At 73.4% G+C, this 24,391-nt stretch carries 22 protein-coding genes and 1 pseudogene; 13 read left to right on the plus strand and 10 right to left on the minus strand.

The window, feature by feature from the left end; translation table 11 throughout:
* The first annotated feature begins 79 nt into the window (after window positions 1-79).
* Window positions 80-469: a hypothetical protein gene (locus tag ABD207_RS06970; RefSeq protein ID WP_344010886.1), complete on the plus strand. Its 390-nt coding sequence runs from the start codon at window positions 80-82 to the stop codon at window positions 467-469.
* A 27-nt stretch (window positions 470-496) separates the two neighbouring features.
* Here the strand turns inward: ABD207_RS06970 and ABD207_RS06975 are convergent, their stop codons facing one another.
* The 3 genes from ABD207_RS06975 to thrS all read right to left on the minus strand — a co-directional run bounded on the left by ABD207_RS06975 (window position 497) and on the right by thrS (window position 3,640).
* Window positions 497-1,525 (minus strand): HEAT repeat domain-containing protein, encoded by a 1,029-nt coding sequence (locus tag ABD207_RS06975; RefSeq protein WP_344010920.1) that lies wholly within the window; start codon window positions 1,523-1,525, stop codon window positions 497-499.
* On the minus strand, window positions 1,512-2,171 hold the full coding sequence (locus tag ABD207_RS06980; RefSeq protein WP_344010922.1) for a HEAT repeat domain-containing protein: 660 nt from the start codon (window positions 2,169-2,171) through the stop codon (window positions 1,512-1,514). The genes ABD207_RS06975 and ABD207_RS06980 overlap by 14 nt, the downstream gene beginning before the upstream one ends.
* A gap of 203 nt (window positions 2,172-2,374) precedes the next feature.
* Window positions 2,375-3,640 (minus strand): threonine--tRNA ligase, encoded by a 1,266-nt coding sequence (gene thrS, locus ABD207_RS06985; RefSeq protein ID WP_344010888.1) that lies wholly within the window; start codon window positions 3,638-3,640, stop codon window positions 2,375-2,377.
* A 333-nt stretch (window positions 3,641-3,973) separates the two neighbouring features.
* On the opposite strand from thrS, the gene ABD207_RS06990 reads away from it, so the two are divergent.
* The 7 genes from ABD207_RS06990 (at window position 3,974) to ABD207_RS07020 (ending at window position 12,581) form a co-directional block, all read left to right on the plus strand.
* The gene (locus ABD207_RS06990) at window positions 3,974-4,435 is read left to right on the plus strand and encodes an SRPBCC family protein (RefSeq protein WP_344010889.1); all 462 of its coding nucleotides are present in this window, start codon (window positions 3,974-3,976) and stop codon (window positions 4,433-4,435) included.
* Between the two features lie 189 nt (window positions 4,436-4,624).
* Window positions 4,625-5,311 carry a FadR/GntR family transcriptional regulator gene (locus ABD207_RS06995; RefSeq protein WP_344010891.1) on the plus strand — a complete coding sequence of 229 codons (687 nt, stop codon included), beginning with the start codon at window positions 4,625-4,627 and terminating at the stop codon, window positions 5,309-5,311.
* Window positions 5,308-6,858 (plus strand): hypothetical protein, encoded by a 1,551-nt coding sequence (locus ABD207_RS07000; RefSeq protein WP_344010893.1) that lies wholly within the window; start codon window positions 5,308-5,310, stop codon window positions 6,856-6,858. Before ABD207_RS06995 ends, ABD207_RS07000 begins: the two co-directional genes overlap by 4 nt.
* Window positions 6,855-8,687, plus strand: a complete 1,833-nt coding sequence (locus ABD207_RS07005) for a GMC family oxidoreductase (protein WP_344010895.1) — start codon at window positions 6,855-6,857, stop codon at window positions 8,685-8,687. Before ABD207_RS07000 ends, ABD207_RS07005 begins: the two co-directional genes overlap by 4 nt.
* Before the next feature lie 723 nt (window positions 8,688-9,410).
* Complete coding sequence (locus ABD207_RS07010; protein WP_344010896.1) at window positions 9,411-11,141, plus strand: SpoIIE family protein phosphatase; 1,731 nt, start codon at window positions 9,411-9,413, stop codon at window positions 11,139-11,141.
* A 49-nt stretch (window positions 11,142-11,190) separates the two neighbouring features.
* On the plus strand, window positions 11,191-11,709 hold the full coding sequence (locus tag ABD207_RS07015; RefSeq protein WP_344010897.1) for a DinB family protein: 519 nt from the start codon (window positions 11,191-11,193) through the stop codon (window positions 11,707-11,709).
* Window positions 11,710-11,714: 5 nt separating this feature from the next.
* Window positions 11,715-12,581: a GNAT family N-acetyltransferase gene (locus ABD207_RS07020; RefSeq protein ID WP_344010899.1), complete on the plus strand. Its 867-nt coding sequence runs from the start codon at window positions 11,715-11,717 to the stop codon at window positions 12,579-12,581.
* A 67-nt stretch (window positions 12,582-12,648) separates the two neighbouring features.
* Here ABD207_RS07020 and ABD207_RS07025 read toward each other — a convergent pair whose 3' ends face one another.
* The 3 genes from ABD207_RS07025 to ABD207_RS07035 all read right to left on the minus strand — a co-directional run bounded on the left by ABD207_RS07025 (window position 12,649) and on the right by ABD207_RS07035 (window position 14,797).
* Window positions 12,649-13,152 carry a hypothetical protein gene (locus ABD207_RS07025; RefSeq protein WP_344010900.1) on the minus strand — a complete coding sequence of 168 codons (504 nt, stop codon included), beginning with the start codon at window positions 13,150-13,152 and terminating at the stop codon, window positions 12,649-12,651.
* A gap of 145 nt (window positions 13,153-13,297) precedes the next feature.
* Entirely contained in the window at window positions 13,298-13,471 is a 174-nt protein-coding gene (locus tag ABD207_RS07030) for a hypothetical protein (RefSeq protein WP_344010902.1), read from the minus strand.
* A gap of 84 nt (window positions 13,472-13,555) precedes the next feature.
* Entirely contained in the window at window positions 13,556-14,797 is a 1,242-nt protein-coding gene (locus tag ABD207_RS07035) for a hypothetical protein (RefSeq protein WP_344010905.1), read from the minus strand.
* Between the two features lie 133 nt (window positions 14,798-14,930).
* On the opposite strand from ABD207_RS07035, the gene ABD207_RS07040 reads away from it, so the two are divergent.
* Complete coding sequence (locus ABD207_RS07040; RefSeq protein WP_344010907.1) at window positions 14,931-15,833, plus strand: NAD-dependent protein deacetylase; 903 nt, start codon at window positions 14,931-14,933, stop codon at window positions 15,831-15,833.
* A 95-nt stretch (window positions 15,834-15,928) separates the two neighbouring features.
* Here the strand turns inward: ABD207_RS07040 and ABD207_RS07045 are convergent, their stop codons facing one another.
* On the minus strand, window positions 15,929-17,344 hold the full coding sequence (locus tag ABD207_RS07045; RefSeq protein ID WP_344010909.1) for an amidase: 1,416 nt from the start codon (window positions 17,342-17,344) through the stop codon (window positions 15,929-15,931).
* Between the two features lie 225 nt (window positions 17,345-17,569).
* Between ABD207_RS07045 and ABD207_RS07050 the strand changes: the two genes are divergently transcribed.
* Entirely contained in the window at window positions 17,570-18,205 is a 636-nt protein-coding gene (locus ABD207_RS07050) for a dihydrofolate reductase family protein (RefSeq protein WP_344010910.1), read from the plus strand.
* Between the two features lie 64 nt (window positions 18,206-18,269).
* Here ABD207_RS07050 and ABD207_RS07055 read toward each other — a convergent pair whose 3' ends face one another.
* Window positions 18,270-19,247, minus strand: a complete 978-nt coding sequence (locus ABD207_RS07055) for a trypsin-like serine peptidase (protein WP_344010911.1) — start codon at window positions 19,245-19,247, stop codon at window positions 18,270-18,272.
* A 232-nt stretch (window positions 19,248-19,479) separates the two neighbouring features.
* On the opposite strand from ABD207_RS07055, the gene ABD207_RS07060 reads away from it, so the two are divergent.
* Window positions 19,480-20,283, plus strand: a complete 804-nt coding sequence (locus tag ABD207_RS07060) for an SAM-dependent methyltransferase (protein ID WP_344010913.1) — start codon at window positions 19,480-19,482, stop codon at window positions 20,281-20,283.
* Window positions 20,284-20,346: 63 nt separating this feature from the next.
* Here ABD207_RS07060 and abc-f read toward each other — a convergent pair whose 3' ends face one another.
* Window positions 20,347-22,020 (minus strand): ribosomal protection-like ABC-F family protein, encoded by a 1,674-nt coding sequence (gene abc-f, locus ABD207_RS07065; RefSeq protein ID WP_344010914.1) that lies wholly within the window; start codon window positions 22,018-22,020, stop codon window positions 20,347-20,349.
* Between the two features lie 263 nt (window positions 22,021-22,283).
* On the opposite strand from abc-f, the pseudogene ABD207_RS07070 reads away from it, so the two are divergent.
* Window positions 22,284-22,505, plus strand: a pseudogene (locus ABD207_RS07070) (CU044_2847 family protein); the annotation flags it as partial.
* Window positions 22,506-22,582: 77 nt separating this feature from the next.
* Window positions 22,583-23,116: a hypothetical protein gene (locus tag ABD207_RS07075; protein ID WP_344010925.1), complete on the plus strand. Its 534-nt coding sequence runs from the start codon at window positions 22,583-22,585 to the stop codon at window positions 23,114-23,116.
* Between the two features lie 37 nt (window positions 23,117-23,153).
* Here the strand turns inward: ABD207_RS07075 and ABD207_RS07080 are convergent, their stop codons facing one another.
* The gene (locus tag ABD207_RS07080) at window positions 23,154-24,350 is read right to left on the minus strand and encodes a DUF2235 domain-containing protein (protein WP_344010915.1); all 1,197 of its coding nucleotides are present in this window, start codon (window positions 24,348-24,350) and stop codon (window positions 23,154-23,156) included.
* Between the last annotated feature and the right edge of the window lie 41 nt (window positions 24,351-24,391).

Raw genomic sequence — 24,391 nt, forward strand, 5'->3', positions numbered from 1 at the left:
ACCCTATGCCCCACCAGCGCAAACGCAGTCCTCACGTCCGGAAAGACAACAGCTTCTCAGCCGGATCACCGTCGAGGAGATGGCGTCCTACGCGGCGTTCCGTGACTTCCTGCGGCTGAGTCTGCTGAACCTCGACGACGCGCTGAACGACACTCAGATGGACCGCGAGCTGGTGAAGATCGGCCTGGAGATCAAGGACCAGGTCCGCTCGGTCCGGTCCGAGATGAAGAGGGTGAGGACACAGCGGGCCGTGGCCGCGAGCGGGGCCGTGATCGCGAGCGTGTCGGCGACGCTGGTGGCGGTGTACGGGCCGGCGCTGGAGTGGGTGGTCGGCGTGGTGGGCGGCGCGACACCCGGGCTGTGGGGGCTGCTGCAGGCCCGAGGGGAGAACAGTACGCGGCCGCTGCGGGAGGACAAGTGGTACTACGTGTGGGCGCTGTCCAAGGAGAGTGAGCACAGCGTCCTTTGAGGCGGCGCCGGGCCGTCACCGGCGCCATCACCGGCTGTCGCGGAGGCGGAGCAGGTAGGTGGCGGTGAGTGCGACGGCGCGGTCGTCGTCCTGGGTCAGCTGCCGGAGGGCCTGGGTCGGCGTCCTTCCCGGGATGCCGGCCAGGGCCTGGGTGAGTCGGCCGCGAGCGGGAGCCTCGGTGGTGTCGTGGGTGAGGCGTTCGACGAGCAGCGTGGCGATCCGCTCGGCGGCCGCGGTGCCGGCCACGCTGCCGGTCGCGCTGCCGGTCGCCAGCTCGCTCAACGCGTCGGCCGCATCGGTGTCGTTGAGGCCCGTCACGATCATGTCCACGAGCGCCGGGACCGCTTCGGGCATCCCGCGCTCCCCGAGCGCCAGGGCGGCCGTCCCGCGCACCCTGGCGTCGGGGTCGGTGAGGGCGCCGCGCAGAGGGGTGGTCGCCTCGGCGGAGGGCATCACGGCGAGGGCCTGCACGGCACGATGGCGCACCTCGGCCGACGGTGCGCCCAGGCCCTCGGCCAGCAGGGCGACGCCCTCGTCGCCCGACCGGGCCAGCGCCCAGCGCAGGGCGCCGGCCACGATCGGATCGGTCTCGCTCAAGGCCGCCTCGACCAGGGCCTCCACCGGCGCCGGGACCCGGTCGGCCGAGGCGAGGGCCGCCCGCTGGCGGGCCTCGGCGCGCGGCGACCCCAGTGCCTGCAGCAGTGCGACGGCCTCCAGGACGTCCTCCCAGCCGGCCGGGTCCACGGCCTCGATCCGGCGCAGCCGGGTGAGCAGCTCCGTCTCGGCGGCGATGCGTTCGCGGGTCTGTCGGACGAGGTCGGCGACGAGTCCCGAGGGCGTGAACCCGGGGTCGTCGAGCGCCCGCCCGATCTCCTTCAGCGACAGGCCCAGGGACCGCAGGCTCTCGATCTGGAAGATCCGCCGGACGTCCTCCGGTGAGTACTCCCGGTAGCCGGAGCCGCTGCGGGCCGAGGGCCGCACCAGGCCGAGGGATTCGTAGTGCCGCAGCATGCGGGCACTGACTCCGGAACGCTTCGCCACCTCACCGATCAGCACGGTTCTCATGGTCCGTGATCGGTGCCCCGGTGAGGGCCACGACCCGCTTGGCCTCCTCCACCGCCGGCTCGAAACCGGCGTCCGGGTCGCGCAAGAGCCGCTGGGTGGCCAGTGCGTGCGCCTGGACGTTCGGGTCGCGGGCCGTAGTGGCGGCGTGCAGGGCGGATGCCGCGGCGTCGCCCAGGGCGACCAGGGCCTGGCTGAGGCTCAGCCGGATGTCGTGCCCACCGCGCCCGAGCTGGGTGGCGAGCACCGTGGCCAGGGCGGGCCTATCGGCTTCGGGGGCGAGCACGACGGCGGCTCGCCAGGCGGCCCTCGCCGCCTCGTCGTCCGGGTCGCACAGCAGCTCCTCGGTGATCGCCGGCCAGGCCCGCCGGTCCCCGGTCTTGGAGAGGGTGTGCAGCGCCTGGCTGCGCGCCTGCGCCCGCGCCGAGCGGAGTTCGCCCAGCAGCGCGGGCAGCGTCAGGGACACGGGGTGGCGGGTGAGCGCCCAGGTCAGCATGTCGCGCACGAAGAACTCGGGCTCGGTCGCGCAGCGCTCGACCAGCGTGCCGACGAGGCGCGGGTCGGGCGACGTGCCGGCCGCCAGAGCGGCCCGCAGGCGCACCGACTCCCGGGCGTCCTGCAAGCCGCTCAGCGTCCGCATCGCGGCCGAGTCCGACTCCGTTCTCGCGTTCTGCTGCCTCTCCGGGTCCTGGTGAGTCGCCGTGTCCTGCCGTGTCTCTGTGTCCTGCTGCGTCTCCGTGTCCTGCCGCGTCATGGTCATCGGGACCACCTCCATGGGCAGCAGTGAAGACCTTGTCACGGTGTCAAGGTCAAACGGCGGGATGCCGCGTCAAGGGAGTCGCATCAGGCGTGCGGCACCGCGGCGCCTGCCGGGGTCTCGCCGTGGTCCCACAGATCGGTGCTGTGAGCGTCGGTGAGGGCGCTGATGCGGGACAGCACCTCCGCGGCGGGCAGGGGGTCGAGTCTCCGGCCGTCGCGCAGGCGGAGGGCGGCCAGTTCGGCCTCGGCCTCCTTGGGACCGATGACGCCCTGGTAGGGAACCAGGCGGCCTTCCCGGATGCGCGCGCCCAGGCTGCCGCGGTCGGGGCCGGCGATCTCGGTGCGCAGGCCGAGGCCGGCGCAGCGCCGGGCGAGCGCCTCGGCCTGCTCCTGCTGGTCGCAGGACACCGGGAGGATCGCCAGCTGGACGGGGGCGAGCCAGGCGGGGAAGGCCCCGCCGTGGTGCTCGATGAGGTGGGCGACGGCGCGCTCCACGCTGCCGATGATGCTGCGGTGCACCATGACCGGCCGGTGCCGGGCGCCGTCGGCGCCGATGTAGTGCAGGTCGAACCGCTCGGGCTGGTGGAAGTCGACCTGGACGGTGGACAGGGTGGACTCGCGGCCCGCGCTGTCGGTGACCTGGACGTCGATCTTGGGCCCGTAGAACGCGGCCTCCCCCTCGCCCTTCTCGTAGGGCAGGCCCGAGCGGTCGAGGACGTCGGTCAGCAGGGCGGTGGCGCGCCGCCAGGCGTCCGGTGCGGCGACGTGCTTGCCGCCGGGGCCGGGCAGGGACAGCCGGTAGCGGGCCGCGCGGATGCCGAGGGCGCGGTACGCGCCGCGGACCATCTCCAGTGCCGCCCCGGCCTCGCCGGCGACCTGGTCCAGGGTGCAGAAGATGTGCGCGTCGTTGAGCTGGATGGACCGCACGCGGGTCAGTCCGCCGAGCACGCCGGAGAGTTCCGAGCGGTACATGCCGCCCAGCTCGGCCATGCGCAGGGGCAGTTCGCGGTAGCTGCGGGCGCGGGAACGGTAGATCACCGCGTGGTGCGGGCAGAGGCTGGGGCGCAGCACGACCTGCTCGCCGCCCAGGTCCAGCGGGGGGAACATGTCGTCGCTGTAGTGGGCCCAGTGCCCGGAGATCTCGTACAGCTCCCGCTTGCCGAGCACCGGCGAGTACACATGCTGGTAGCCGGCGCACCGTTCGGCGGCGCGGATGTACTCCTCCAGGGCGTGGCGTACGGCCGCACCGTGCGGGAGCCAGTAGGGCAGTCCGGCGCCGATCAGGGGGTCGGTGTCGAAGAGGGCCGGTTCGCGGCCGAGTCTGCGGTGGTCGTGCCGGGGTGCGGTCATCGGTCTCCTCGGTCTCTCGCTCGTCCCGCGGGGCAGATGACCGGGATCGCGGCGTCCGCACGACGAAGCCCCGGGGCACTGCCCCGGGGCTTCGGATCAGGTCGTCGTTCAGCGCGCCGGGACACTCTCCGGCGTCGTCGTGAGGGCGGCGCGCTTCATGCGGGTCACCGTAGCAGAGGTGCGGGCGTCCGGCGCGGGGAATTCGCCCGGGCCCAGGGCAGGTCGCGTGCTGTTCGAGGCGCGAGGCGGCCGAGGTCACGCCGGCGCACCGGATCAGTCTGATAGCCGGCCGATCTCGCGGGTACCCGCCGCCGCGGAGAGAGGAGTTCCGGTATGAGCACTGTCAAGGAGACCGTGGACGTCGAGGTCCCGGTGGGGACCGCGTACAACCAGTGGACCCTGTTCGAGGAGTTCCCGCACTTCATGGAGGGTGTGGAGGAGGTCAGGCAGATCGACGACCGCCACAATCACTGGACCACGAAGATCGGCGGCGTGCGGCGGGAGTTCGACACCGAGATCGTCGACCAGCTTCCCGACGAGCGGATCACCTGGCGCACCACGAGCGGTGATGTGCAGCAGAAGGGCTCGGTCCGCTTCCAGCGGGTGGACGACACGCACACGCGGGTGGAGCTGGTCATGGACGTCGAGCCGAGCGGGATCGCCGAGAAGGCCGCGGACATGACGGGGACGATCGACCGGCGCATCAAGGGCGACATGCAGCGCTTCAAGGAGTTCATCGAGAAGCAGGGCGGTGAGTCCGGAGGCTGGCGAGGCCGTATCACGCCCGGCGGCTGAGCGCGTACGGCGGGCACATGCGCGGTGCGGGCCGGGTCCTGGCGACCCGGCCCGCATCGTCATGCGCGGGCGGTCGTGTCGTAGAAGCCCGTTGCGCGGCGGGAGTTGGTGTGCGAAGCATTGACGCCCTCACGGGCTGCTGGTTGAGTGGCTGAGCCACTGAGCCAACAGCTCCGAGGGGAGACGCACGTGGAGCCGCTGCCGCGGGAGACCATCGTCGACGTCCTGGAGGGACGGCTGCGGGAGGACATCCTCACCGGGCGTCACCCGGCGGGGAGTTATCTGCCGCCCGAGCGGACGCTGGCCGACGGCTACGGCGTCACCCGCACCACCCTCAAGCACGCCTTCGGGCGTCTGGTGCAGGCCGGGCTGCTGGAGACGCGTCACGGAGTCGGCACCCGGGTGCTGGACTATCTGCGGTTCGGCCGGGCCGATCTGCTGCCCATGCTGGTGCGGCACAGCCCCGACTGGATCGGTGAGGTGTTCGAAGTCCGGCGGCACATCGGCGCGTTGATCGCCGAACGGGCCGCCGCCCGGGCGACCGAGCGGCAGTGCGCCGAGCTGCGCGAGCTGCTGGCGAAGGTGGCGGAGGCGGAGACGGCCGACGCGGTGCAGCTCGCCGACATCGAGGTGCACCGGGCGCTGGCGCGCGCCACCGGCAACCGTGTCTATGTCCTGCTGACCAACACGCTGTTCAACGCCTATCTGCCGCTGCGCTCCTCGCTCGTCGCCCCGTTCACCGACGCGCGGGTGGCGCACGGGCGGCTGGAGCCGGTGGTGGAGGCGGTCGCCGCGGGCGACACGGCCGCCGCCCGGGGCGCGGCCGAGGAGTATCTGACGACCACCGAGCGGATCATGCTGGAGGGATTGTCATGAGCGCGCCCATGGAGAGCGGGGGCGCGCCCGGCGCCCTGGACGGTGCGGGCACCGGCTCCGCACGCGGGACGGCCGCCGGCCCTGCACACGAGACGGACGCCGGCCCCGCACGCGGCACGGACCCTGCCTCCGCACCCGTAACGGACCCAGGCTCCACACGCGGCACCGACTTCAGCGAGACCATGCTCGGCACGCTGCGGCTCGACGACGACCGCCGCCTGCGCCGCGTCCGTCTCGATCTCGACGTCTCGGCGGACCGGGTGCTGCGCGTACTCGGCACGACCGAGGCCCGCGCCACCGGCCGGATACGGATCGAGGACTGGGCCGACGACCGGGCCGCCGAGGGCGAGTTGGAGATCTCGCCGCTCGCCCGGCGCCGCATCCGGTACCGCATCCGCTTCACCGCCGGAGGCCGGCGGCTGCTGCTCGACGGCTGGAAGTCGGTGACGCCGCTCCGCCCCGTGGCCTCGATGACCACGCTGCCGTACACGCTGTACGAGGACGGCGCCCGGATCGGCACCGGCACCCTGCGCTTCCCCCTGGCCACCCAGCTCGTGCCGTTCCTGTCGAGCTTCCGCTTCCCGCGCCGGGCGAGGCCCGGAGCGCTGCTGGAGCCCCGCTGGAGGGGGGAGCCGGGACGTACCGAGGTCTGGTACACGACGCTCACCGATCCGAAGACCGGCACCGGACTGTGGCTGCACCACGAACTCGTCGCGCCCGCCGACGGATCCGCGCCCTACGCGCACGGCTGGGTGGCGCTCTTCCCCGTGGACGGGCCCGTGCGGCACGCCCGCTTCGGGCCCGCCCGCTGGCCCGGCGAGCGGACCGGATTCCGGTCCGACGCGGTGACCGTGCGGCCCGGGCGGCTCACCGGCAGCGCCGAGGACGGCGCGCTGGGCTGGGATCTGAGCGAACGGCCGCTGGACGAGCCGCTGTTCACCTTCCCCCGCTGGTCGTGGCGCCGGCCGTTGCTGCCCGCGGCCCAGATCCTCCCCGCCGCGCGGGCCTCGTACGACGGAACGGTCACCGTCGACGGGACCACGCTGTCGCTGTCCGGGGCACCGGGAGCGTCCGCCCGGATCTACGGTCACGGCAACGCCCGCCGCTGGGCCTGGCTGCACGCGGACCTCGGTGACGGGGATGTGCTGGAGATCGTCGCGGCCGTCTCCATGCGGCCGGGGCTGCGCCGCCTCCCTCCCCTGGTCTTCCTCCGGCTGCGCCGGGGCGGCCGCACCTGGCCGCGCCGCCCGGAGCGGACCGCCGTCGGCTGGGCGGGCGCCGGGCGGTTCCGCGCCGCCATCGGCCTGCCCGGCTGGTCGGTCACCGGCCGCGCGGGGCTGCGCCGGATCCGCGTCGAGGTCCACCAGCCCGCCGACCGCACACTCGCCCTGGAGTACACCGACCCCGACGGCTCGCGGGCGACCTGCCGCAACAGTGAACGCGCCGACGCCCATGTGCTGCTGGAGCGCTGGTGGTTCGGCGGCTGGCGCACCGAGGCCGAGTGGCGGCTCGACGGCACCGCGCACGCGGAGGTGGGCACCCGATGAGCCTCACCGGCATGGTGGCGGCCCTCATCGCCGACGACGGCACCGCCGACTGGCCGGCTCGGGTCCCCGCACGGCTCGAGTCCTTCCTCGCCTCGCTCCCCCGCCCGGCCCGGGCCGGGTTCCGGGCGGCCGCCCACGGCCTGGACGCCTACGCCGTGGCACGCACCGGGCGCACGCTCGCCGCGCTGAGCCCCGGCGAGCGGGAGTCGCTGCTCGCCGGGCTCGGGCGGCGGCCCGGCCTGGTCTCGCTGCTGGACGTGCTCAAGGTTCCGGTGCTGCTCGCGTCCGGGACCGAGCACATGCTTCGGCAGCAGGGGCTGCCGCGGGTCGCGGCGGCGCCGGATCCGCCGCTCGACTGCACCCCCGTGCACGAGTGGCCGGCCAGGTCCACCGCCGACGCGGTCGTCGTCGGCTCCGGCGCGGGCGGTGCCATGGCCGCGCGGACCCTGGCGCGGGCCGGGCTGAGCGTGGTCGTCGTGGAGGAGGGACGGCACCACTCCACCCGGTCCTTCGGTGCGCGCCCGCCGGTCGAGCGTTTCGCGGAGCTGTACCGGGACGGCGGCGCCACGGTCGCCCTGGGCGATCCGCCGCTGCTGCTGCCGGTGGGCCGGGCCGTGGGCGGCACCACGGTCGTCAACTCCGGTACCTGCTACCGCACTCCGGACCATGTGCGGGCCCGCTGGAGCAGCGAGTTCGGGTTCGTGGCGGCCGACGGTCTCGACGGGCACCTCGACGACGCCGAACGCACCCTGCGCGTGGCCCCACAGCCGCTCGACGTGCTCGGCAACAACGGCCGTCTGGCGCTGGACGGTGCCCGCCGGCTCGGCTGGCGCGCGGCGCCGCTGCGCCGCAACGCCCCCGGCTGCAAGGGCTCCTGTCAGTGCGTGGTGGGCTGCCCGACCGGGGCCAAGCAGAGCGTGCAGCTGTCCGTGCTGCCCGACGCCTGCGCCGCGGGCGCCCGCATCGTGACCGAGGCGCGGGTGGAGCGCATCCTCGTCGACGCGGACCGTCCGGGAGGGCCGAGGGCGGCCGGGGTGCGCGTGCGCCGTGCGGGCGGTGACGTCGAGATTCTCGCGCCCCTCGTCGTGGTCGCCGCGGGCGCCCTGCACACGCCGCCGCTGCTGCGCCGGTCCGGGCTCGGCGGCCATCCGTACCTGGGACGCAATCTCAGTGTCCACCCGGCCACCAGCGTCGCCGGGCGCTTCGCCGAGCCGGTCACCGCGTGGCGGGGCGTGCTGCAGAGCGTCGGCGTGGAGGAGCACCATCACGCCGGGGTCCTCATCGAGGCCACGGCCACCCCGCCCGGCATGGGGTCCTTCGTGCTGCCGGGCCTCGGCAGGGAGCTGCGCCGGGAGCTGGAGGGCACCGACCGGCTCGCCACGCTCGGCGCCATGATCGCGGACCGGCCCTCGGGCCGGGTGCTGGGCCGTGGCCGCCCGCTGCTCCGCTACGACCTGCATCCTCGGGACGCCGGCCGGCTGATGCACGCGGTGCGCTCCATGGGGGAGCTGCTGTTCGCGGCGGGCGCCGAGGAGGTGCTCACCGGGATCGCCGCCCGGCCGCGGGTGCGCACCCTCGCCGAACTCGACGCCCTGCTCGCCGGTGCGAACGCGCGGCAGCTGCATCTGTCGGCCTACCACCCCACCGGCACGGCCGCCGCCGGCGGGGACTCGCAGCGCAGTCCCGCCGACCCGCTGGGACGGCTTCGAGGTGTGCGCGGCGTGCTCGTCGCCGACGCATCGGTGCTGCCGAGCTGCCCCGAGGTCAATCCGCAGCTCAGCATCATGGCGGCGGCCTCGGCCGTGACCCGGGCCCATCTGGAGCAGTGACCCGCCGCGAGGGCCGCTCCCGGCCGAGGGTGAGCGGCTCCTCCCGGTCGGGTCTCAGCGCCCCACCGGCCGGGTGCAAGCGACCCCTCTCGGCCGGATCTCAGCCCTCCACCGGCCAGGTGCGAGCGGCCCCGCCCGGCCGGACCTCAGCCCCCCACCAGCCAGGTGCGAGCGACCCCGCCCGGCCGGACCTCAGCCCCCCACCAGCCAGGTGCGAGCGACCCCGCCCGGCCGGACCTCAGCCCCCCACCAGCAGGCGCAAGCAACCCCGCCCGACCGGACCTCAGCCCCCACCAGCAGGCGCAAGCAACCCCGCCCGACCGGACCTCAGCCCCCACCAGCAGGCGCAAGCAACCCCGCCCGACCGGACCTCAGCCCCCACCAGGGCCGGGTCTCAGCGGCCCCTCCCGGGTCGGGTGTGCGCCGTTCCCGGCCCGGTCAGCGGCGTTTCCGCCGGGTGGCGCGGCGTATCCCTGCCCGGTGTGACGCGTGCGGGTCGGCTGTGCACGCCGTCGCGGGGCGTCGATGCCCGGGACGGGGGCATCACCAGCGGCATGCGGAGCGGTACGGGCGGGCGCATCCTCGAAGCAGGGCGGACGTCCGGGGCAGCGGCTCAGTGACGCGTTCGACTCCCGGCGGGGAGGCTGGAAAGCGGCCTCCCGGGAACACGGGAGGCTACCGCCGCCCGGGGAGGCGGTGACCGTCGGCAGGGGAGATGAGGACATGGCAGATCCGGGCGACCGGCGAACGGCCGGCAGACCTGTCTCCCCGCCGCCCGCCGCACTCCCCGAGGGGACGCTGGGCGCCATCGGGACGGGCGCGTACGTCGTCGACGAGCAGGGCCACATCCTCGCGGTCAACGATCACGCCCTGGAGCTGCTGGCCCGGTCCCGGGAGGACCTCCTCGGCCAGGACGCGCACGATCTGCTGCACCGGGACGGCCACGGGCAGCCCATGCCGACGAGCCGCTGCACCATACGTCCGCCCTTCCACGAGGGACGCACCGCCCAGGGCGAGGGCGAGCACTTCGAGCGCGGGGACCACACCCTGCTGGCCATCTCCTGGCTGCTCACCCCGTACGACCTCGGAGAGCACGGCTCCGGCACGCTGGTGCTCTTCCACGCCCAGCCCGAGCGCAAGGCCGGGGCCCGGCCGCGGGACACGGAGCTTCCGATGCCGGAACTGGACCGGCTCGCGCTGCTGTCGGAGACCACCACCCGGTTGTCCTCGACGCTCGACGTGGACGAGGCGACCCACCGGCTGGTGGAGCTGGTGGTGCCGCGCCTGGCGGACTGGGCCGTGATCGACCTGATCACCGAGTGGGACGAGGTGTGGCGCACCCTGGTGGTGCACGCGGACGGCGACAAGCTGGTGCGGCACGAGGAACTGGAGGGCCCGATGCCGCCGGTCCCGCAGGAGTCGCATATGCCGCTGTCCAGGGCCCTGCGCGGGGTGGCCTCCACCCTGGCCGGCCCGCAGACCTACAACAGGGCCCCGGACTCCGGCATCGCGGTGGAGCAGCGGCGGCTGTTCGAGGTCACTGGTATCCACTCGGCGGCCATCGCACCGATCCGCAGCACCCGTGAGGTGCTGGGCGCCCTGACTCTGGGCCGCGCCCGGCAGACCGAGGGATTCACCGCGGACGGTCTGCCGCTGCTGGAGGACATCGCCCGCCGCGCCGGCCTGGCCCTGGACAACGCCCGCCTCTACCAGCGCCAGCGCAAGGTCGCCGAGACCATGCAGAACCACCTGCTGCCCCAGATGCCGCGCGTGCCGGGGCTGGAGATGACGGTGCGCTATCTGCCCGCGCCCGACGCCTCGCACGTCGGCGGCGACTGGTACGACGCCTTCTCCCTGCCCGACGGAGCGACGGCGCTGGCCGTAGGCGACGTGGTGGGCCACGACCTGGAGGCCGCTTCCGGCATGGCGCAGCTGCGCAACATGCTCCGCGCCTACGCCTGGGGCATCGAGGAACCCCCCAGCCGGATCGCCACCCGGCTGGACGAGGCGATGCTGCACATCACCGATGTCAGCATGGCCACGATGATCTTCGCCCGGGTCGAGACGGCGGAGGACGGCAGCTGGCGGCTGTCGTGGACCAACGCGGGCCATCCCCCGCCCCTGCTGATCAGTCACGACGGACTGGTCGAGTTCCTGACCGAGGGGCACGGGCTCCTGCTGGGCACGGGATCGGACCTGCCACGCACCGACGCGAGCGCCGTGCTGCCGCCCGGCTCCACCCTGGTGCTCTACACCGACGGTCTGATCGAGGAACCCGGCCGCACGCTCGACGACGGTCTGCACCGGCTGCGCCAGCACGCCGCCTCGCTGGCCCACCGCCGCCTGCCGTCCTTCGCCGACCAGCTGCTGCGCCGGGTCAGGCCCGCCGCCAACGACGACGACGTGGCCCTGCTGGTCCTGCGGGTGCCCGTACGGTCCCGGCAGCGCCCGTGATCGAAAATCCGGCGACAGACGGCGGCCCGGCCCGCTAACGTCCGCCGGCATGACTTCTTCTCTTGAACGCCCTCCCTTCCAGGCCGATGAGCGCACCGCCCTGGTGGGCTGGCTGGACCTGCAACGGCAGATCCTGCGCTGGAAGTGCGAGGGCCTCAGCGAGGCGGACGCGCACCGCTCCGTCGTCCCGACCTCACCGCTGATGACGATGGCCGGGCTCATATCCCATATGCGGTGGGTCGAACACAGCTGGCTCGAGGTGCTGTTCCTCGGCGGGGACAAGACCGCCAACCCGGCCTTCGACGAGAAGGCCCCGGACGACGCCGACTGGGACACCGGGGGCCGCACGCTGCAGGAGCTGCTCGCCGACTACGAGGCGCAGTGCGCCCGCAGCAACGAGATCGTGGCCGCCGCCTCCCTGGACGACGTGGGCCGCCACCCCGAGTTCCGCTCCGCCAAGGCCAATCTGCGCTGGATGCTGATCCATCTCATCGAGGAGACCGGTCGGCACGCCGGTCACGCCGACATCGTCCGCGAACTGCTCGACGGGGCGAAGGGCTACTACTGACGGGCATGACGATCGACTTGGGCGTCCCGGGAGCCGGCGAACTCGGCGAGACGGTGGGCGTGTTGCGCGACTGGCAGAGCGACGAGGCGCCGATGCAGCTGCACCCGGGCGACGTGGGCTGGTTCTGTCGCTCCGGTGCGGCCCGGACCGCCGCGGCGCTGCGGACGTGGCGGCGCGGCGGGCGGATCCTCGCGGTCGGGCTGCTGGACGGCGGACGACTGCTGCGCCTGGCGACCGCGCCGGACGCCCGGCGGGACGAGGAGCTGGCCCGGCGGATTGCCGCCGACATCACCGCGCCGGAGCGTGGTGTGCTGCCCGCAGGGAGGGTGAACGTCGAGGCGCCCGCGGGTTCGCTGGTCCAGGAGCTGCTGGCCGGGAGCGGCTGGCTCCTCGACGAGCCCTGGACGCCGCTGCGCCGCGACCTCAGCGAACCGGTGCCCGAACCGGCCGTGCGGATCGAGGTGGTGGGACCGGAGCGGGCCGCGGTGCGGGCCGCCGTGCAGCGGGCCTCGTTCGACGGGTCGACGTTCACCGAGGAGCACTGGCACGCGATGGCCTCCGGCGTCGCGTACAGGGATGCCCGGTGCCTTCTCGCGTACGACGACGAGGGCGCGGCGGTGGCCGTGGTGACGGTGTGGTCGGCCGGTCCGGGCAGGCCCGGGTTGATCGAGCCGATGGGGGTGCACCGGGAGCATCGCGGGCGCGGCCACGGCACGGCGGTCACGGTCGCGGCGGCGGCAGCGCTGCGCGAGCTGGGCTCGTCCGGCGCGCTCGTCTGCACGCCCAGCGCCAACCGGGCGGCCGTGGCCACGTACCGGGCTGCGGGCTTCCGGCCGTGCCCCGCGGTCAACGACCGGTACCGGCAGGGCTGATGACGCCGGCACCGGTGAACCCCGGCCGTGGCGGCCGGGGTTCACCTCCGTCCGGCGGCCGGAACGCTCAGCAGCCGCCGCAGTTGTAGTACGTGACGTCCCAGTGGTTGCCCTCGTCGGCGTAGACGTTGCCGGAGGCCGAACGCCACTGCGGGGCCCCGTCACCGCGTACGCCGATGTAGGTGAAGGAGTTCTTGATGTAGTTGCCGACGCAAGTGCCCTTGCTGAAGTCCAGCTTGTAGCCGTTCCAGTGCGAGTACGTCCCGGAGGCGTGGCCGGTCTCCGTGCCGCCGGTGATGTTCAGCGCGCAGCCGCTGGCCCGCTTCAGAGTCTGGGCGCCCTGGGCGGTGGCCAGGTTGAGCTGCTCGAAGGACGTGCAGGTGGGCTTGTTGCGGTCGGAGCAGTTGCCCGAGGACGACCAGGTGATGCCGACCTCGCGGAACATCGAGGTGGCGGTGGAGTGGCTGATCTTCGTGACGGCGAAGGCGTCGGTGGCCGTGCCCATGACGACGGCGCCGGGAGCGACGACCAGGGAGAGCGCGGCCACTATTGACCTGAACCTGACAGCCATGGGGGATTTGAGGTGTTTCACGTGGAACCTCCTGCGAATGCCGTGTGGGGATTGACCGTGCAGGTGGTGCTGGGTGTTGCCAGGTCGTACCGGTGGTGCGGAGCGCACCGGTCGTGCGGGTCGTGCAGGGAGATGATGCCGGGGTCTACGCGCGTTGGCCAGAGGGCGGGCGCCCCGGAGTCTCATCGGTGATGCGGGTGGCCAGGCGGTAAGTGACCTCGATGTCCCGGTACTGGCGGCCGGCCATGACCGACTCGGGCAGATTGATCCGCCGGCTGCAGGACACCGAGTCGCGCTCGCCCGTGCCGGAGAAGGTCACTTCGGTGAGGGGCTGCTCGTCGAAGAGGAGGCGGTCGCCGCGGACGGTGGCGTCGAAGGAGATGTCCGGCTCGGGGTCAGGCGTTCATGGCGGTTCGGGGGGCTCCTCCGGGGGGCGGCGGCGGACGGGCCGCTTGGCTCCGGCCGACCGCCGTTTGGCGCTGCGTGAGGCCGAGGCCGAGCTCTTCGCGGTACCGGCTGCCGCATCCTGTGCGGTGCCACCCGCCTCCTCGGCGGTGTCGCCGGCGGCTCGGGCGGCCCGACCGCCGGTGTCCTCGACCGTGCGTGCGGCCCGGCCCCCGGCTTCTTCCGCCGTGCGCCCGGCCCGGCCCCCGGCTTCTTCCGCCGTGCGTCCGGCCCGGCTGCCGGCCTCCTCCGCCGCGCGTCCCGCCCGTCCACCGGTCTCCTCGACGGTCCGCCCGGCGCGGCCGCCGACGTCCTCCACGGTGCGCCCGGCGCCCTCACCGACATCCTCGGCCGCGCGACCGGCGCCCCTGCCGACGCCCTCCGCCGCGCGACCGGCGCCCTCCGCCGCACGCCCGGCGCCACCGCCGACCTCCTCCGCCGCGCGCCCTGCACCGCTGCCCACATCCTCCACGGCACCTCCGGCACCACGCCCGACGTCCTCCACGGCACCCCCGGCTCCACGCCCGACGTCCTCCACGGCACCCCCGGCTCCACGCCCGACGTCCTCCACGGCACCCCCGGCACCACGGCCGACCTCCTCCACAGCGCCCCCGGCGCCGCGCCCGACATCCCGCACGGCACCGCCCGCTCCCCTGCCGACCTCCTGCACCGCTCCCCCGGCGCCCTCACCGACATCCTCGACGGCCTGCCCCGTGCCCGTGCCGATCTCGCGGACGGCCTCGCCGGCGCCACCGCCGACCTCCTGCACGGCGGCACCGATGCCGCGGGTCAGGTGCTCCAGCATCTCGGGGTTGCGGTCGAGCGTGGTCAGCACCCGGTCCACGATCCGGGCGACGTTGTCCAGGCGCACCCTGAGCTGGGCCTGTGCCTCCACCCCGGCGATGCGCAGATGCACCCTGCCCAGGCTGACGTCGGCGCCCACGCTCAGCCGCAGCAGGTCCAGCACCTCCGCCTTGAGCGAGACGTGCGCCCGCAGGTCCTGGACCTCCAGGTCGATCTCCGCGACCTGGACCTTGGGCACGTCGAGGAAGACGTCGGGCGTCGAATCGTCGTCGCCGTAGCCGTTGTCGTAGGCGTTGTCGTAGGCGTCGGCGTCCTCGTACTCCTCGGCGTCGCCCTCGTAGACCTCGGCGTCCTCGGCGTCCTCGGCGTTCTCGGCGTTCTCGGCGTCGTCCTGCATCGCTGCGCCTCCGTATGCCTGTGCGCGGCCCGTCTGCGCCGGTCCCTGCAAGTCTCCCACTCAGGAACACTCCGGTCATGTCAGACGAACGGCACAGGATCACTGCGCGCGGCCCGTTCCGTACCCTGGCGGCATGCGGATGCGCCCCACTCTGAGCTGGACCCCGCCCGCGGACCTGCCGCCGGGCAGCACGGACCTCGAACCGGTCGTCGATGCGCTGCGCGCCGGTGGTGTGCTGGTGCTCAGCGGGGCGGGCATCTCCACGGAGTCCGGGATTCCCGACTACCGGGGCGAGGGCGGCAGCCTGAGCCGGCACACACCGATGACGTACCAGGAGTTCGCCGCCAGCGCGCGGGCGCGGCGCCGGTACTGGGCCCGCAGCCACCTCGGCTGGCGCACCTTCGGCCGCGCCCTGCCCAATGCGGGGCACCGGGCGGTGGCGGCGCTGGAGGCGCACGGCCTGGTCTCCGCCGTGATCACTCAGAACGTGGACGGGCTCCATCAGAGGGCCGGCAGCGGGAACGTCGTGGAGCTCCACGGGAGTCTCGCCCGGGTCGTCTGCCTCACATGCGGTGCCGCCAGTCCGCGCGCGGAGCTGGCCCGGCGGCTGGAGGAGGCCAATCCGGGCTTCTCCCCCACGGCCGCGGGCATCAATCCTGACGGGGACGCCGACCTCACCGACGCACAGGTCGGGGACTTTTGCGTGGTGCCGTGCACGGTCTGCGGCGGCATCCTCAAACCCGATGTGGTGTTCTTCGGCGAGGCCGTCCCGCCGCGGCGCGTCGAGCACTGCCGCCGCCTCGTCCGGGAGGCCGCCTGTCTGCTGGTGCTGGGCTCCTCGCTGACGGTCATGTCCGGGCTCCGGTTCGTCCGCCTGGCGGCGCAGTCCGGGAAGCCGGTACTGATCATCAGCCGTGACCCGACCCGGGGCGATGCCCACGCCCTGACCCGCGTCGCCCTGCCGCTGGGGTCCGCCCTGACGGACGTGGCCGAGCGGCTGGGTGTTCAGGTCGCCGAGGGTGTCGCGGCGACCTGAACAGTCCGGGCGACGAGGCGCGGACCGGCCCGGACGAAGACGCGGACCGGACTCCGCCGGCCTGACGCGTACTCAGACGCCTGGGCAGCCGGCGGTCACAGGTCCTGGATCCGCCGGAAGGGCTGCTCGGCCTCCAGCTCGAACGCGACCTCCAGCAGCTGGCGTTCGCTTCCCGGGCGCCCGGAGAACATGACGCCGATGGGCAGTCCGTCGTCCGTGGCGCTCGCTGCGGGGACGGACATCGACGGAGTGCCGACCACGTTGTCGACCGGGGTGAAGGCGACGTAGGCGAGGATCCGTTCGACCAGCGTGGCGTACGGGACCGTCGGGCTGAGATGCCCGAGCGGCGGCGTGGTGTGGGCGAGCACCGGGGAGAGCAGCAGGTCGAAGCCGCGGAAGGCCGCCGCGTAGGCCACCTTGGTGCGCTTGAGCCGGCGCAGCACCCCCGGCGTGCGGCGCCAGTTGCGCAGGTAGTCCTCGCGCAGCCCCCGGCTGAGGGCGTCCATGCGGCGGTGGTCGAAGTCCGGGCCGAGGGTGCGGCCCGTGACGCCGAGCAGGAACGACAGCATGCCCCAGAAGACGAGGAAGTCGTCGGTGAAGCTGGGGTCGATGTCCGGTGCCACCGGCTCCAGGGTGTGGCCGAGCCGTTCGAGGGTCGCCGCGGTCTGCTCGACGGCCGCCCGCGTGGCGGCGTCGGAGCGGACGCCGTTCGGGGAGTCCAGCAGGAAGCCGATGCGCAGGCGTCGCTCCGAGGGGCCCTCGACCAGGCCGACGGGTGGGAGTTTCGGATTGCGCTTGTACGACTCGGCGGCGGCGAGGAACGCGGCGGAGTCCCGCACGGTGCGGCTCACGATGCCGTCGCTGACGATGTCTATGGGGAGCTGACGGCTCTGCGCGTTGGCCACCACCCGGCCGCGGGTGGGCTTGAGCCCGACCAGTCCGCAGCAGGCCGCGGGGATGCGGATGGAGCCGCCGCCGTCGTTGGCGTGGGCGATGGGCACGGCACCGGCCGCGACGAGCGCGGCGCTGCCGCCGGACGAACCGCCCGCCGAGAAGCCCGTGTTCCAGGGGTTGCGGACGGGGTCGGCGCCCTCGTACTCGGTGGTGGGGCTGAAGCCGAACTCCGGCATCCGGGTCTTGCCCAGCACGGTGACGCCGGTGCCGAGGAACTGCCGGGCGAACGGCGCGTGGCGGCGGGCGGCCCTCGGGGTGAAGGCGGTGCTGCCGTGCCCCGTGGGCAGGCCCTGGTAGTCGGTGTTGTCCTTGACGAACGTCGGCACTCCGGCGAGCGGGCCGTCCGCCCGCGTCGCGTGCTCCGGTGCGTCGATGAGCAGTTGGACCGCGTTGAGCCGTGCGTCGACGGCCCGCACCCGCTCGGCCGCGGCCCGGGCCGCTTCGGCGGCGCTCACCTCGCCGCGCCGGATCGCCTCGGCGAGACCGACGGCGTCGTGGTCTCCCAGTGCGTCGTCACGGAAGGCGTGCACCGTGGTCCGTTCTTCGAATGTCGTCACCGCTGTTCGGCCCCCGGCTCTGTGGAACGTTGGACCTCCATCATTCCTTACCCGCGAGTAACACGCGAGGGTTTCGCGCATCCTCGTGCGGCCGATCTGCGACCTCCCCGAGTCTGGGGCTCCGAGGCCGGCGACATGTCGGCTTTGCCACCCCTCGACCAGAGCGAATGACACAATGCGGCGCGAATGGGGCGGGACCGCCTCGTCCGGAGAGGAAGAGCACGGATGACCCGGCACACAGGCAAGGTGGTCTGCGACATCACGATCTCGGTCGACGGGTACTCGGCCGGGCACCACCAGACCGAGGAGCGCCCGTTCGGCGACGACGGCGGGGACGGCACCGGGGCGGGGCTGCACGCCTGGATGTTCGACACGCCGGACGAGAACCGGGCCGAGCTGGCGCGGATGGGCTCCGCCCGGGCGTTCATCATGGGGCGCAACATGTTCGGCCCGGTGCGCGGCGAGTGGGACCGGACGTGGAACGGCTGGTGGGGCGACGATCCCCCGTTCCACGCCCCGGTGTTCGTACTGACCCATCATGCGCGCGAGCCGCAGCCGATGGAGGGCGGCACCACCTTCCACTTCGTCACCGGCGGCATCGGGTCGGCCCTGGAGCAGGCGCGTGCGGCGGCCGGTGACGGCGATGTGGCGGTCCAGGGCGGCGCGACCACGATCAACGAGTACCTCGCGGCGGGCCTGATCGACGAACTGCGCCTGCACATCGCCCCGCTGACGCTGGGCGGCGGCACCCGCCTGTTCGAGGGCGTGCCGCCGCTCTCCCTCGAGCTGGTCGGGTCGCGGGCGGCGAGCCAGGTCACGCATGTGACGTACCGCCTGCCGCGCCGAGGCACCGCCCCCTGAGCACGCGTTGGCGCCCGCCCGGCGCCGGGCGGGCGCCATCGCCGCGTAGTGGACGCGGCTCGGTCTAGGAGACCTGGGCCTTGTCGTACAGGGCCTTGGCCGTGTCTCCGAAGTACGGGCCGAACATGCGGTTGGGCAGGAAGGTGTAGCCGAAGCTGTTCACCGAGACCTGCAGACCGGTGCCGGACGCCTCGTCGAAGCCGGTGAACCAGGGGCCGCCGCTGGAGCCTCCGGTCATGTTGCAGCCGAGGCTGTGGTCCTGGGAGAACAGGAAGTCCTTGGAGCTGTTGCCGCTGCAGTAGATGAGCTTGGAGCCGTCGTACGGCGAGGCGGCCGGGAAGCCGAAGGCGTACATGCGCTTGTTGTAGCCGCCGTTGAACTGCAGGCCCTGGGCGCCCACCACGTCGGTGAGCTTCTTGCCGTTCAGCGGGGCGACGACCGCGGCGCCGACGTCGTGGTTGATGTCCTCGCTCGCCTCCCACTGGGGCGTGGTGAGGGTGCGGGTGGCGGTCCACTGGCCGTAGGGCGCGCTGCCGTTGTCGTAGGCGGGCACGAAGACCCAGTTGGTGTGCCAGCTGCCCTGGTACTTCACGCAGTGCCCGGCCGTGATGACGGTGCTGGCGTTCTGGCTGGTGACGGCGTTGCCGGAGCAGGAGGCGGTACGGCCCTGGAAGGTGAAGAACACCCGGCCCGAGGTGGTCTTCACGGCTCCGCCGCCGGTCCACGGGCCGCCGGGCTGGGGGAAGGCGGCCGGGGTTGCGGGCACGACCGTGGGCGTGCGGTGGCCGGCGCCGGGAGCCTCGAGGCTCTTGGGCGGCGAGGTCAGCTCCAGGTCGAGGGGCTTGGCGCTGCGCATGCGCTCCGGGGTCCAGAAGGTCTTGGAGGCGCGCTGTTCGGCGAGCGGGACGGTACGGGACCCGGCCGACGGAGCTGCGTCGGGGCCGAACGGTGCGGCGCCGGCGGAGGCGGAGTTCATCAGCCCGCCGGCGAACAGGGCTCCCGCGGCCAGCAGGACGCCGGTGGCAGTGCGGTGTCGTCTCACGCAGGTCTCCTTCTGCCGTGCCGGGCGCTCCGTTGTGCGGCTCCCGGCAGGGTGGGGGATGAAGAGCGGTGCGGACAGACGTGCGTGAGGCAGAGTGCCACGGAAATTGTCCGTTGTCAGGACCGCGTCAGACTCAGAATCTCTCGCAGGCGGCCTCCGGCAGCGACGAAGTCGAGGGGTCAAGTGCGCAGTTGACCGGGCTTTCGCGCCACGACTGTGTGAAGCTGTCGGCATGGAACCAGCACACGACGAGCTCAGGGCACGGCTGCAGACCGACCGACCGCATTCCGCCCGGGTGTGGAACTACCTGCTCGGCGGCAAGGACAACTATCCCGTCGACATCGAGGCGGGCGAGGCGATCCTCGCGACCTTCCCCGAGTTCGCCTCCGTCGCCCGGCAGCAGCGGCGGTTCCTCGCGCGTGCCGTGCGTTTCCTGGCCGGGGAGGCCGGCATCCGCCAGTTCCTGGACATCGGCACCGGGCTGCCCACCGCCGACAACACCCATGAACTGGCCCAGCGGATCGCCCCGGAGAGCCGCATCGTCTACGTGGACAACGATCCCCTCGTCCTGGTGCACGCCCGGGCACTGCTCACCAGCAGCCCCGAGGGCGCCTGCGCCTATGTGGACGCCGACGTCCGCGACCCGGACCGCATCCTGGCCGAGGCGTCGAAGACCCTGGACCTGGACCGCCCGGTGGGGCTGACCATGCTGGGCATCCTGGGGCAGATCTCCGACGAGGACCGCCCGGCCGAGCTGATGAGCGCCCTGCTGGACGGTCTGCCCGCGGGCAGCTGGCTGGCCCTCAGCGACGGCACGAACACCAACGAGGCGCTCAACCGGGCGGTCGAGGTGTACAACCGGCAGTCGGCGAACACCTATCACCTGCGGTCGCCGCAGGAGATCGCCTCCTTCTTCTCCGGGCTCGACGTGGTTGAGCCGGGGGTCGTTCCCACGGTCGAGTGGCGTCCCGACCCCGGCCGGCCCGATCAGGACGCCCCGCACGTCTCGATCGCCGGGGTCGCGGCCAAGCGCTGACCCGCCGTCGGCCGTGAGCCGTGAGGCTCGGACCCCGCAGCCGTCGGCCGTGAGCCGAGAGGCTCAGACCCTGCGGCCGTCGCGCAGCTCCAGCCGCTCCCCGCCGAAGCGGGCGCGGAAGTTCCGGTCGTGGGAGACCGCGACGACCGCGCCCGGGTACTCGGCGAGCGCGGCCTGGAGGTCCTCGACCAGGTCCAGTGCGATGTGGTTGGTCGGCTCGTCGAGGACCAGGAGGTCGGCGGGCCGGGTGACCAGGGTCGCGATCTGCAGGCGCCGCTGCTGCCCCGCGGAGAGGGCGGCGACGGGGACGTGCAGGTCCTCCTCGCGGAACAGCCCTAGGGACAGCAGCTGTTCGGCGTACTCGTCCGGCAGCCCGGGCCGCCCGGCGGCGAAGGCGGCGAGCAGCGGCAGCCGGGTGGAGTGCGCGGGCAGCTCCTGCTCGAGGTGGCCGATCCGGGCGGTGCGGCGCACCGTCCCCGCGTCCGGTTCGAGGTCCCCGGCGAGAACGCGCAGCAGGGTGGTCTTGCCCGCGCCGTTCTCGCCGGTGACGAGCAGCCGTTGTCCGGGCCGGATCGTCAGGAGCCCGTCCAGGCACAGCCGTTGGCCGACGCGTACGTCCTCCAGTTCGGCGAGGGGGCCCTGAGCCGCGGCGCCGGTGGAGGCCGGGGCCGCCGTGAAGCGGAGCGGCTGCGGGGGCTCGGGCACGGGGTTGCGCCGCAGCTGGGCCAGGCGCTCCCGCACCGCGCGCACCTGTCCGCCGAGCTTGGCCTCGCTGGAGCGGCGGTGCTTGCCGAACCCCTGCTTCGGATCGCGGCCGGTGGTGGCCAGGCGCCGCCCGGCGGCTTCCAGCAGCTCCTCCATCCGCTCGACCTCCTCGGCCCAGTCCGCGTACCGCTGTTCGGCGCGGCGGCGGGCGGCGGCCTTGGCGGCGCGGTAGCCCGCCCAGCCGTCGCCGTACCGGTGCACGGTGCGCTCGTCGCGGTCGACCTCGAGGATGGTGGTGGCGATGCGCTCCAGGAAGCCGCGGTCGTGGGTGACGGCGACGACGGTGCCGCGGTGGGCGCGCAGACGCTCCTCCAGCCAGTGCACGGCCGCCGCGTCGAGGTGGTTGGTCGGCTCGTCCAGGAGCAGCAGTTCGGGGGCTGCGGCCAGCACGCAGGCGAGGGCGAGCCGCGACTGCTCACCGCCGGAGAGCGTGCCGAGCAGGCGGTCACGCGTGATCCGGGCGAGCCCGAGCCCGTGCAGGGCGGCGTCCACCCGGGCGTCGGCCTCGTAGCCGCCGCGCTCCTCGTAGGCGCTCAGCAGGTCGCCGTAGGCGGCGAGCTGCCCGTCGGTGGCATCGGCGAGGGACTGCTCGGCGGCACGGAGCCGGCGTTCCAGGTCCCGCAGGTCGGACAGGGCGAGGTCGACGGCGTCCTGCACGGTGCAGGACGGGTCGAGGTCGAGGGTCTGGGCGAGGTGTCCGGTACCTCCGGGGAAGCTGACGGTGATCTCTCCGGCGTCCGGCGCCTCGGCCCCGGCGAGCAGCCGCAGCAGGGTGGACTTGCCGGATCCGTTCTCTCCGACGACGGCCGCCTTCTCGCCGGGGCGCACGGTGAAGGTGACCTGGTCGAGGACGGTGTGGGTGCCGTAGGTCTTGGTGACGTCCTTGACGGACAGCTGCGCCACGGCGGCCGGGGCGGCGGTGACGGTGGGGCGGGCAGCGGTGGGGGCAGGAGTACGGGCGCGGTCGCGCATATGACTTTCCCTGGGTGTGCGAAGGGTCTGCGGGCAGGCAGGACGGCGGCATCGGCCGTGCCCGGGATCAGACGAAGAAGAAGAGGAAAGCCATGCCGCCACCATAGCAAGACGAACCGTCTCGTTCCAGCAGCGGCCTCTATCACAGGGTGCGGAGCACCACCCGCCCGCAGCCACCCGCAGGGGTGATCCGCCCCCGAACCCGGCTCGGACGGTGGATGCGCCTCCCTACGATCTTGGCTTCCCCCACATCGGAGGCAGCGATGAGCGATCGGCCGGTCCACACGGTCGAGGTGCCCCTGGACGACGGCAGCGGCGAGGCGGTCCGGGTGCAGATCCGGGAAGTCGACGAGGCCTTGGTCCGGGTGGGCCGAGGGGGCCGTTCCGTGGCGCGGGCCGAGCGGTCCTTCGGGCAGATGCCGGACACCGTGCGGCCGGTGGCCGAGAGCTTCGTGGGGCGGTTCCGGGACCTGGCGAGCGCTCCGGACGAGATCACGCCGACCGGCCGTCGGCCGAGTTCTTCGTCCGCGGCAACCCCGAGCCCGGGTATCTGCTCGTCAATGTGCGCGGCCGGCCCACCGTCCACGCCGTCGACCGCCGCACCGGCAAGGAGAACGAGGCGGTGCGTCTGCGCTTCGGCGACGGCTTCGTCGCCGGAGGATTCACCGAGGACGGGCGGCACGCGCTGGTCGCCACCATGGGCGGGCTGCTGGAGGGCTGGTCGGTGACCGGCGGGACCGCCCGACGGGTTCTCGGACCGCTCGGGCCCGCCATGCGGGGCGACGAGTCGCAGCTGAGGCCGGTCGGCAGGTCCGCGTTCGTGGTCGCCAACGGCACCGCCGTCCGCTTCCTCCACTTCGAGGACCCCGGCCGCATCGACGCCTACGACTTCCTGGAGGAGCAGTCCTTCCACGCGATCTCGCCGGACGGCCGGACGGTGCTGCGCGGAACGCCGGAGGGCATGGAGGTGTTCCGGCTCGGCCCGGCGCTGTGGAAGCGTCATCTGTGCCAGGTGCTGGGCCGCGATCTGAGCGAGGACGAGCGCCGGGGTCTGCACTGGGAGCCGGTGGGCCGGGTCTGCCCTCAGAACACGTGACCCCCGGCAAGAGCCGTCGGACGACGGCGACCTGTGGTCACGGCGACTTGTGGAGCCGTCCCTCGGGTGCGTCGGCGGGTGCCGTGGGCGGGATGGGTGGCAGGCCATGGGCGAGGCCGGGCAGCAGCACCGGCTCCAGCCGCAGCCGGTCCTGCGCGGTGAGGTACCGCTCCAGCTCCGGCGGCCGGTAGCCCGCGTCGCGGTCGTAGCGCTCCTTGGCGGGCACCGCGAGGAACTCGTTCCCGTCCGGCTCGCCCTCGTCGTTCACCGCCGCGCCCAGCGGCCGGTGCAGCGGCCTGGACAGCCGGTAGATGCCGGTGCGTGAGGAGTGCAGCGGGCCGGCGCTGTCCGGCCGTACCTGGAAGTCGATGCTCTCCTGAGGCCTCATCACCTTCGGTCCGGCATCGCTGAGCACGTCGGTGTCGAATTCGAGGCCGTACCGGCGGGCCTGATCGACCATCCACAGCAAGGCGATGTCGGAGAGGCCGGTCTCCTTGTATCCGCCGCCGGTATCGGAGTGCGCCCCGGCGAACCAGACCTGTTTCAGTTCCTGGCCCTGCCCGGCAGCGCCGGACTGCTGGTGCCAGAGGGCCGGCCGGAAGGCCGAGCGCTGCTCATCGATGGCGAGGGCGTGGAAGGCGCCCTGGATCCAGCTGCTCAACTCCGTGTTGTGGAAGGCCCATCGGCGGTTGAAACGGTCCACCGCGGGCCGCAGCCATGTCGCGTCCGGGACCGGGATGCCGAGGGCGCCGACCGTGTCCCACACCCCGATGAACCGGATGTCCGTCTCGTAGGCGTAGGAGCGGCGGAACAGCGTGGCCGCCGCGCCGTTGGGCTTCTCGATGCGGTCCCGGTACAGCGCCCAGGCCTCCGGGACGCGGTCGGCGTGGCCGCGGCGCAGTACACCGCAGTGCCGTAGCAGCCCGGAGAGGCTGCGGGCGGTGAACGCGCCCCGGCTGAAGCCGAAGAGGAACAGCTCGTCGCCGGGCTCGTAGGCCTCGACGAGGAACCGGTAGGCGGCGGCGACGTTGCGTGAGAGGCCCACGCCGAACGCCCCGCCCCGCAGCCGCTCGAGCCGCCGGGTGCCGACGCCGCTGTGGTAGTGGACGCGCTGTTCCTTGCCGGCGACGGTTCCCCGGCTCACCGCCAGGGCGACCTTGGCGACATTGGTCTTGCTGGGCTGGTCCGCGAAGTTCCAGGTGCCGTCACAGCAGACGACCAGACGTTGGGTCATGTCCAGCCCTCCTCACGAGGGTGCGGAGCGGCACGGTGCAC

It is taken from the genome of Streptomyces thermospinosisporus (assembly GCF_039526425.1).
GTDB lineage: Bacteria > Actinomycetota > Actinomycetes > Streptomycetales > Streptomycetaceae > Streptomyces > Streptomyces thermocarboxydovorans.

Excerpts from the sequence above, each read along its gene's own strand:
- ABD207_RS06990 (WP_344010889.1), top strand. The coding sequence starts at position 3,974 with ATGAGCACTGTCAAGGAGACCGTGGACGTCGAGGTCCCGGTGGGGACC.
- ABD207_RS06980 (WP_344010922.1), bottom strand. The coding sequence starts at position 2,171 with ATGCGGACGCTGAGCGGCTTGCAGGACGCCCGGGAGTCGGTGCGCCTG.
- ABD207_RS07080 (WP_344010915.1), bottom strand. The coding sequence starts at position 24,350 with ATGACCCAACGTCTGGTCGTCTGCTGTGACGGCACCTGGAACTTCGCG.
- ABD207_RS07015 (WP_344010897.1), top strand. The coding sequence starts at position 11,191 with ATGACTTCTTCTCTTGAACGCCCTCCCTTCCAGGCCGATGAGCGCACC.
- ABD207_RS07060 (WP_344010913.1), top strand. The coding sequence starts at position 19,480 with ATGGAACCAGCACACGACGAGCTCAGGGCACGGCTGCAGACCGACCGA.
- ABD207_RS07020 (WP_344010899.1), top strand. The coding sequence starts at position 11,715 with ATGACGATCGACTTGGGCGTCCCGGGAGCCGGCGAACTCGGCGAGACG.
- ABD207_RS07035 (WP_344010905.1), bottom strand. The coding sequence starts at position 14,797 with ATGCAGGACGACGCCGAGAACGCCGAGAACGCCGAGGACGCCGAGGAC.
- abc-f (WP_344010914.1), bottom strand. The coding sequence starts at position 22,020 with ATGCGCGACCGCGCCCGTACTCCTGCCCCCACCGCTGCCCGCCCCACC.
- ABD207_RS07050 (WP_344010910.1), top strand. The coding sequence starts at position 17,570 with ATGACCCGGCACACAGGCAAGGTGGTCTGCGACATCACGATCTCGGTC.
- ABD207_RS07005 (WP_344010895.1), top strand. The coding sequence starts at position 6,855 with ATGAGCCTCACCGGCATGGTGGCGGCCCTCATCGCCGACGACGGCACC.
- ABD207_RS07040 (WP_344010907.1), top strand. The coding sequence starts at position 14,931 with ATGCGGATGCGCCCCACTCTGAGCTGGACCCCGCCCGCGGACCTGCCG.
- ABD207_RS07000 (WP_344010893.1), top strand. The coding sequence starts at position 5,308 with ATGAGCGCGCCCATGGAGAGCGGGGGCGCGCCCGGCGCCCTGGACGGT.
- ABD207_RS07010 (WP_344010896.1), top strand. The coding sequence starts at position 9,411 with ATGGCAGATCCGGGCGACCGGCGAACGGCCGGCAGACCTGTCTCCCCG.
- thrS (WP_344010888.1), bottom strand. The coding sequence starts at position 3,640 with ATGACCGCACCCCGGCACGACCACCGCAGACTCGGCCGCGAACCGGCC.
- ABD207_RS07025 (WP_344010900.1), bottom strand. The coding sequence starts at position 13,152 with ATGGCTGTCAGGTTCAGGTCAATAGTGGCCGCGCTCTCCCTGGTCGTC.
- ABD207_RS06970 (WP_344010886.1), top strand. The coding sequence starts at position 80 with ATGGCGTCCTACGCGGCGTTCCGTGACTTCCTGCGGCTGAGTCTGCTG.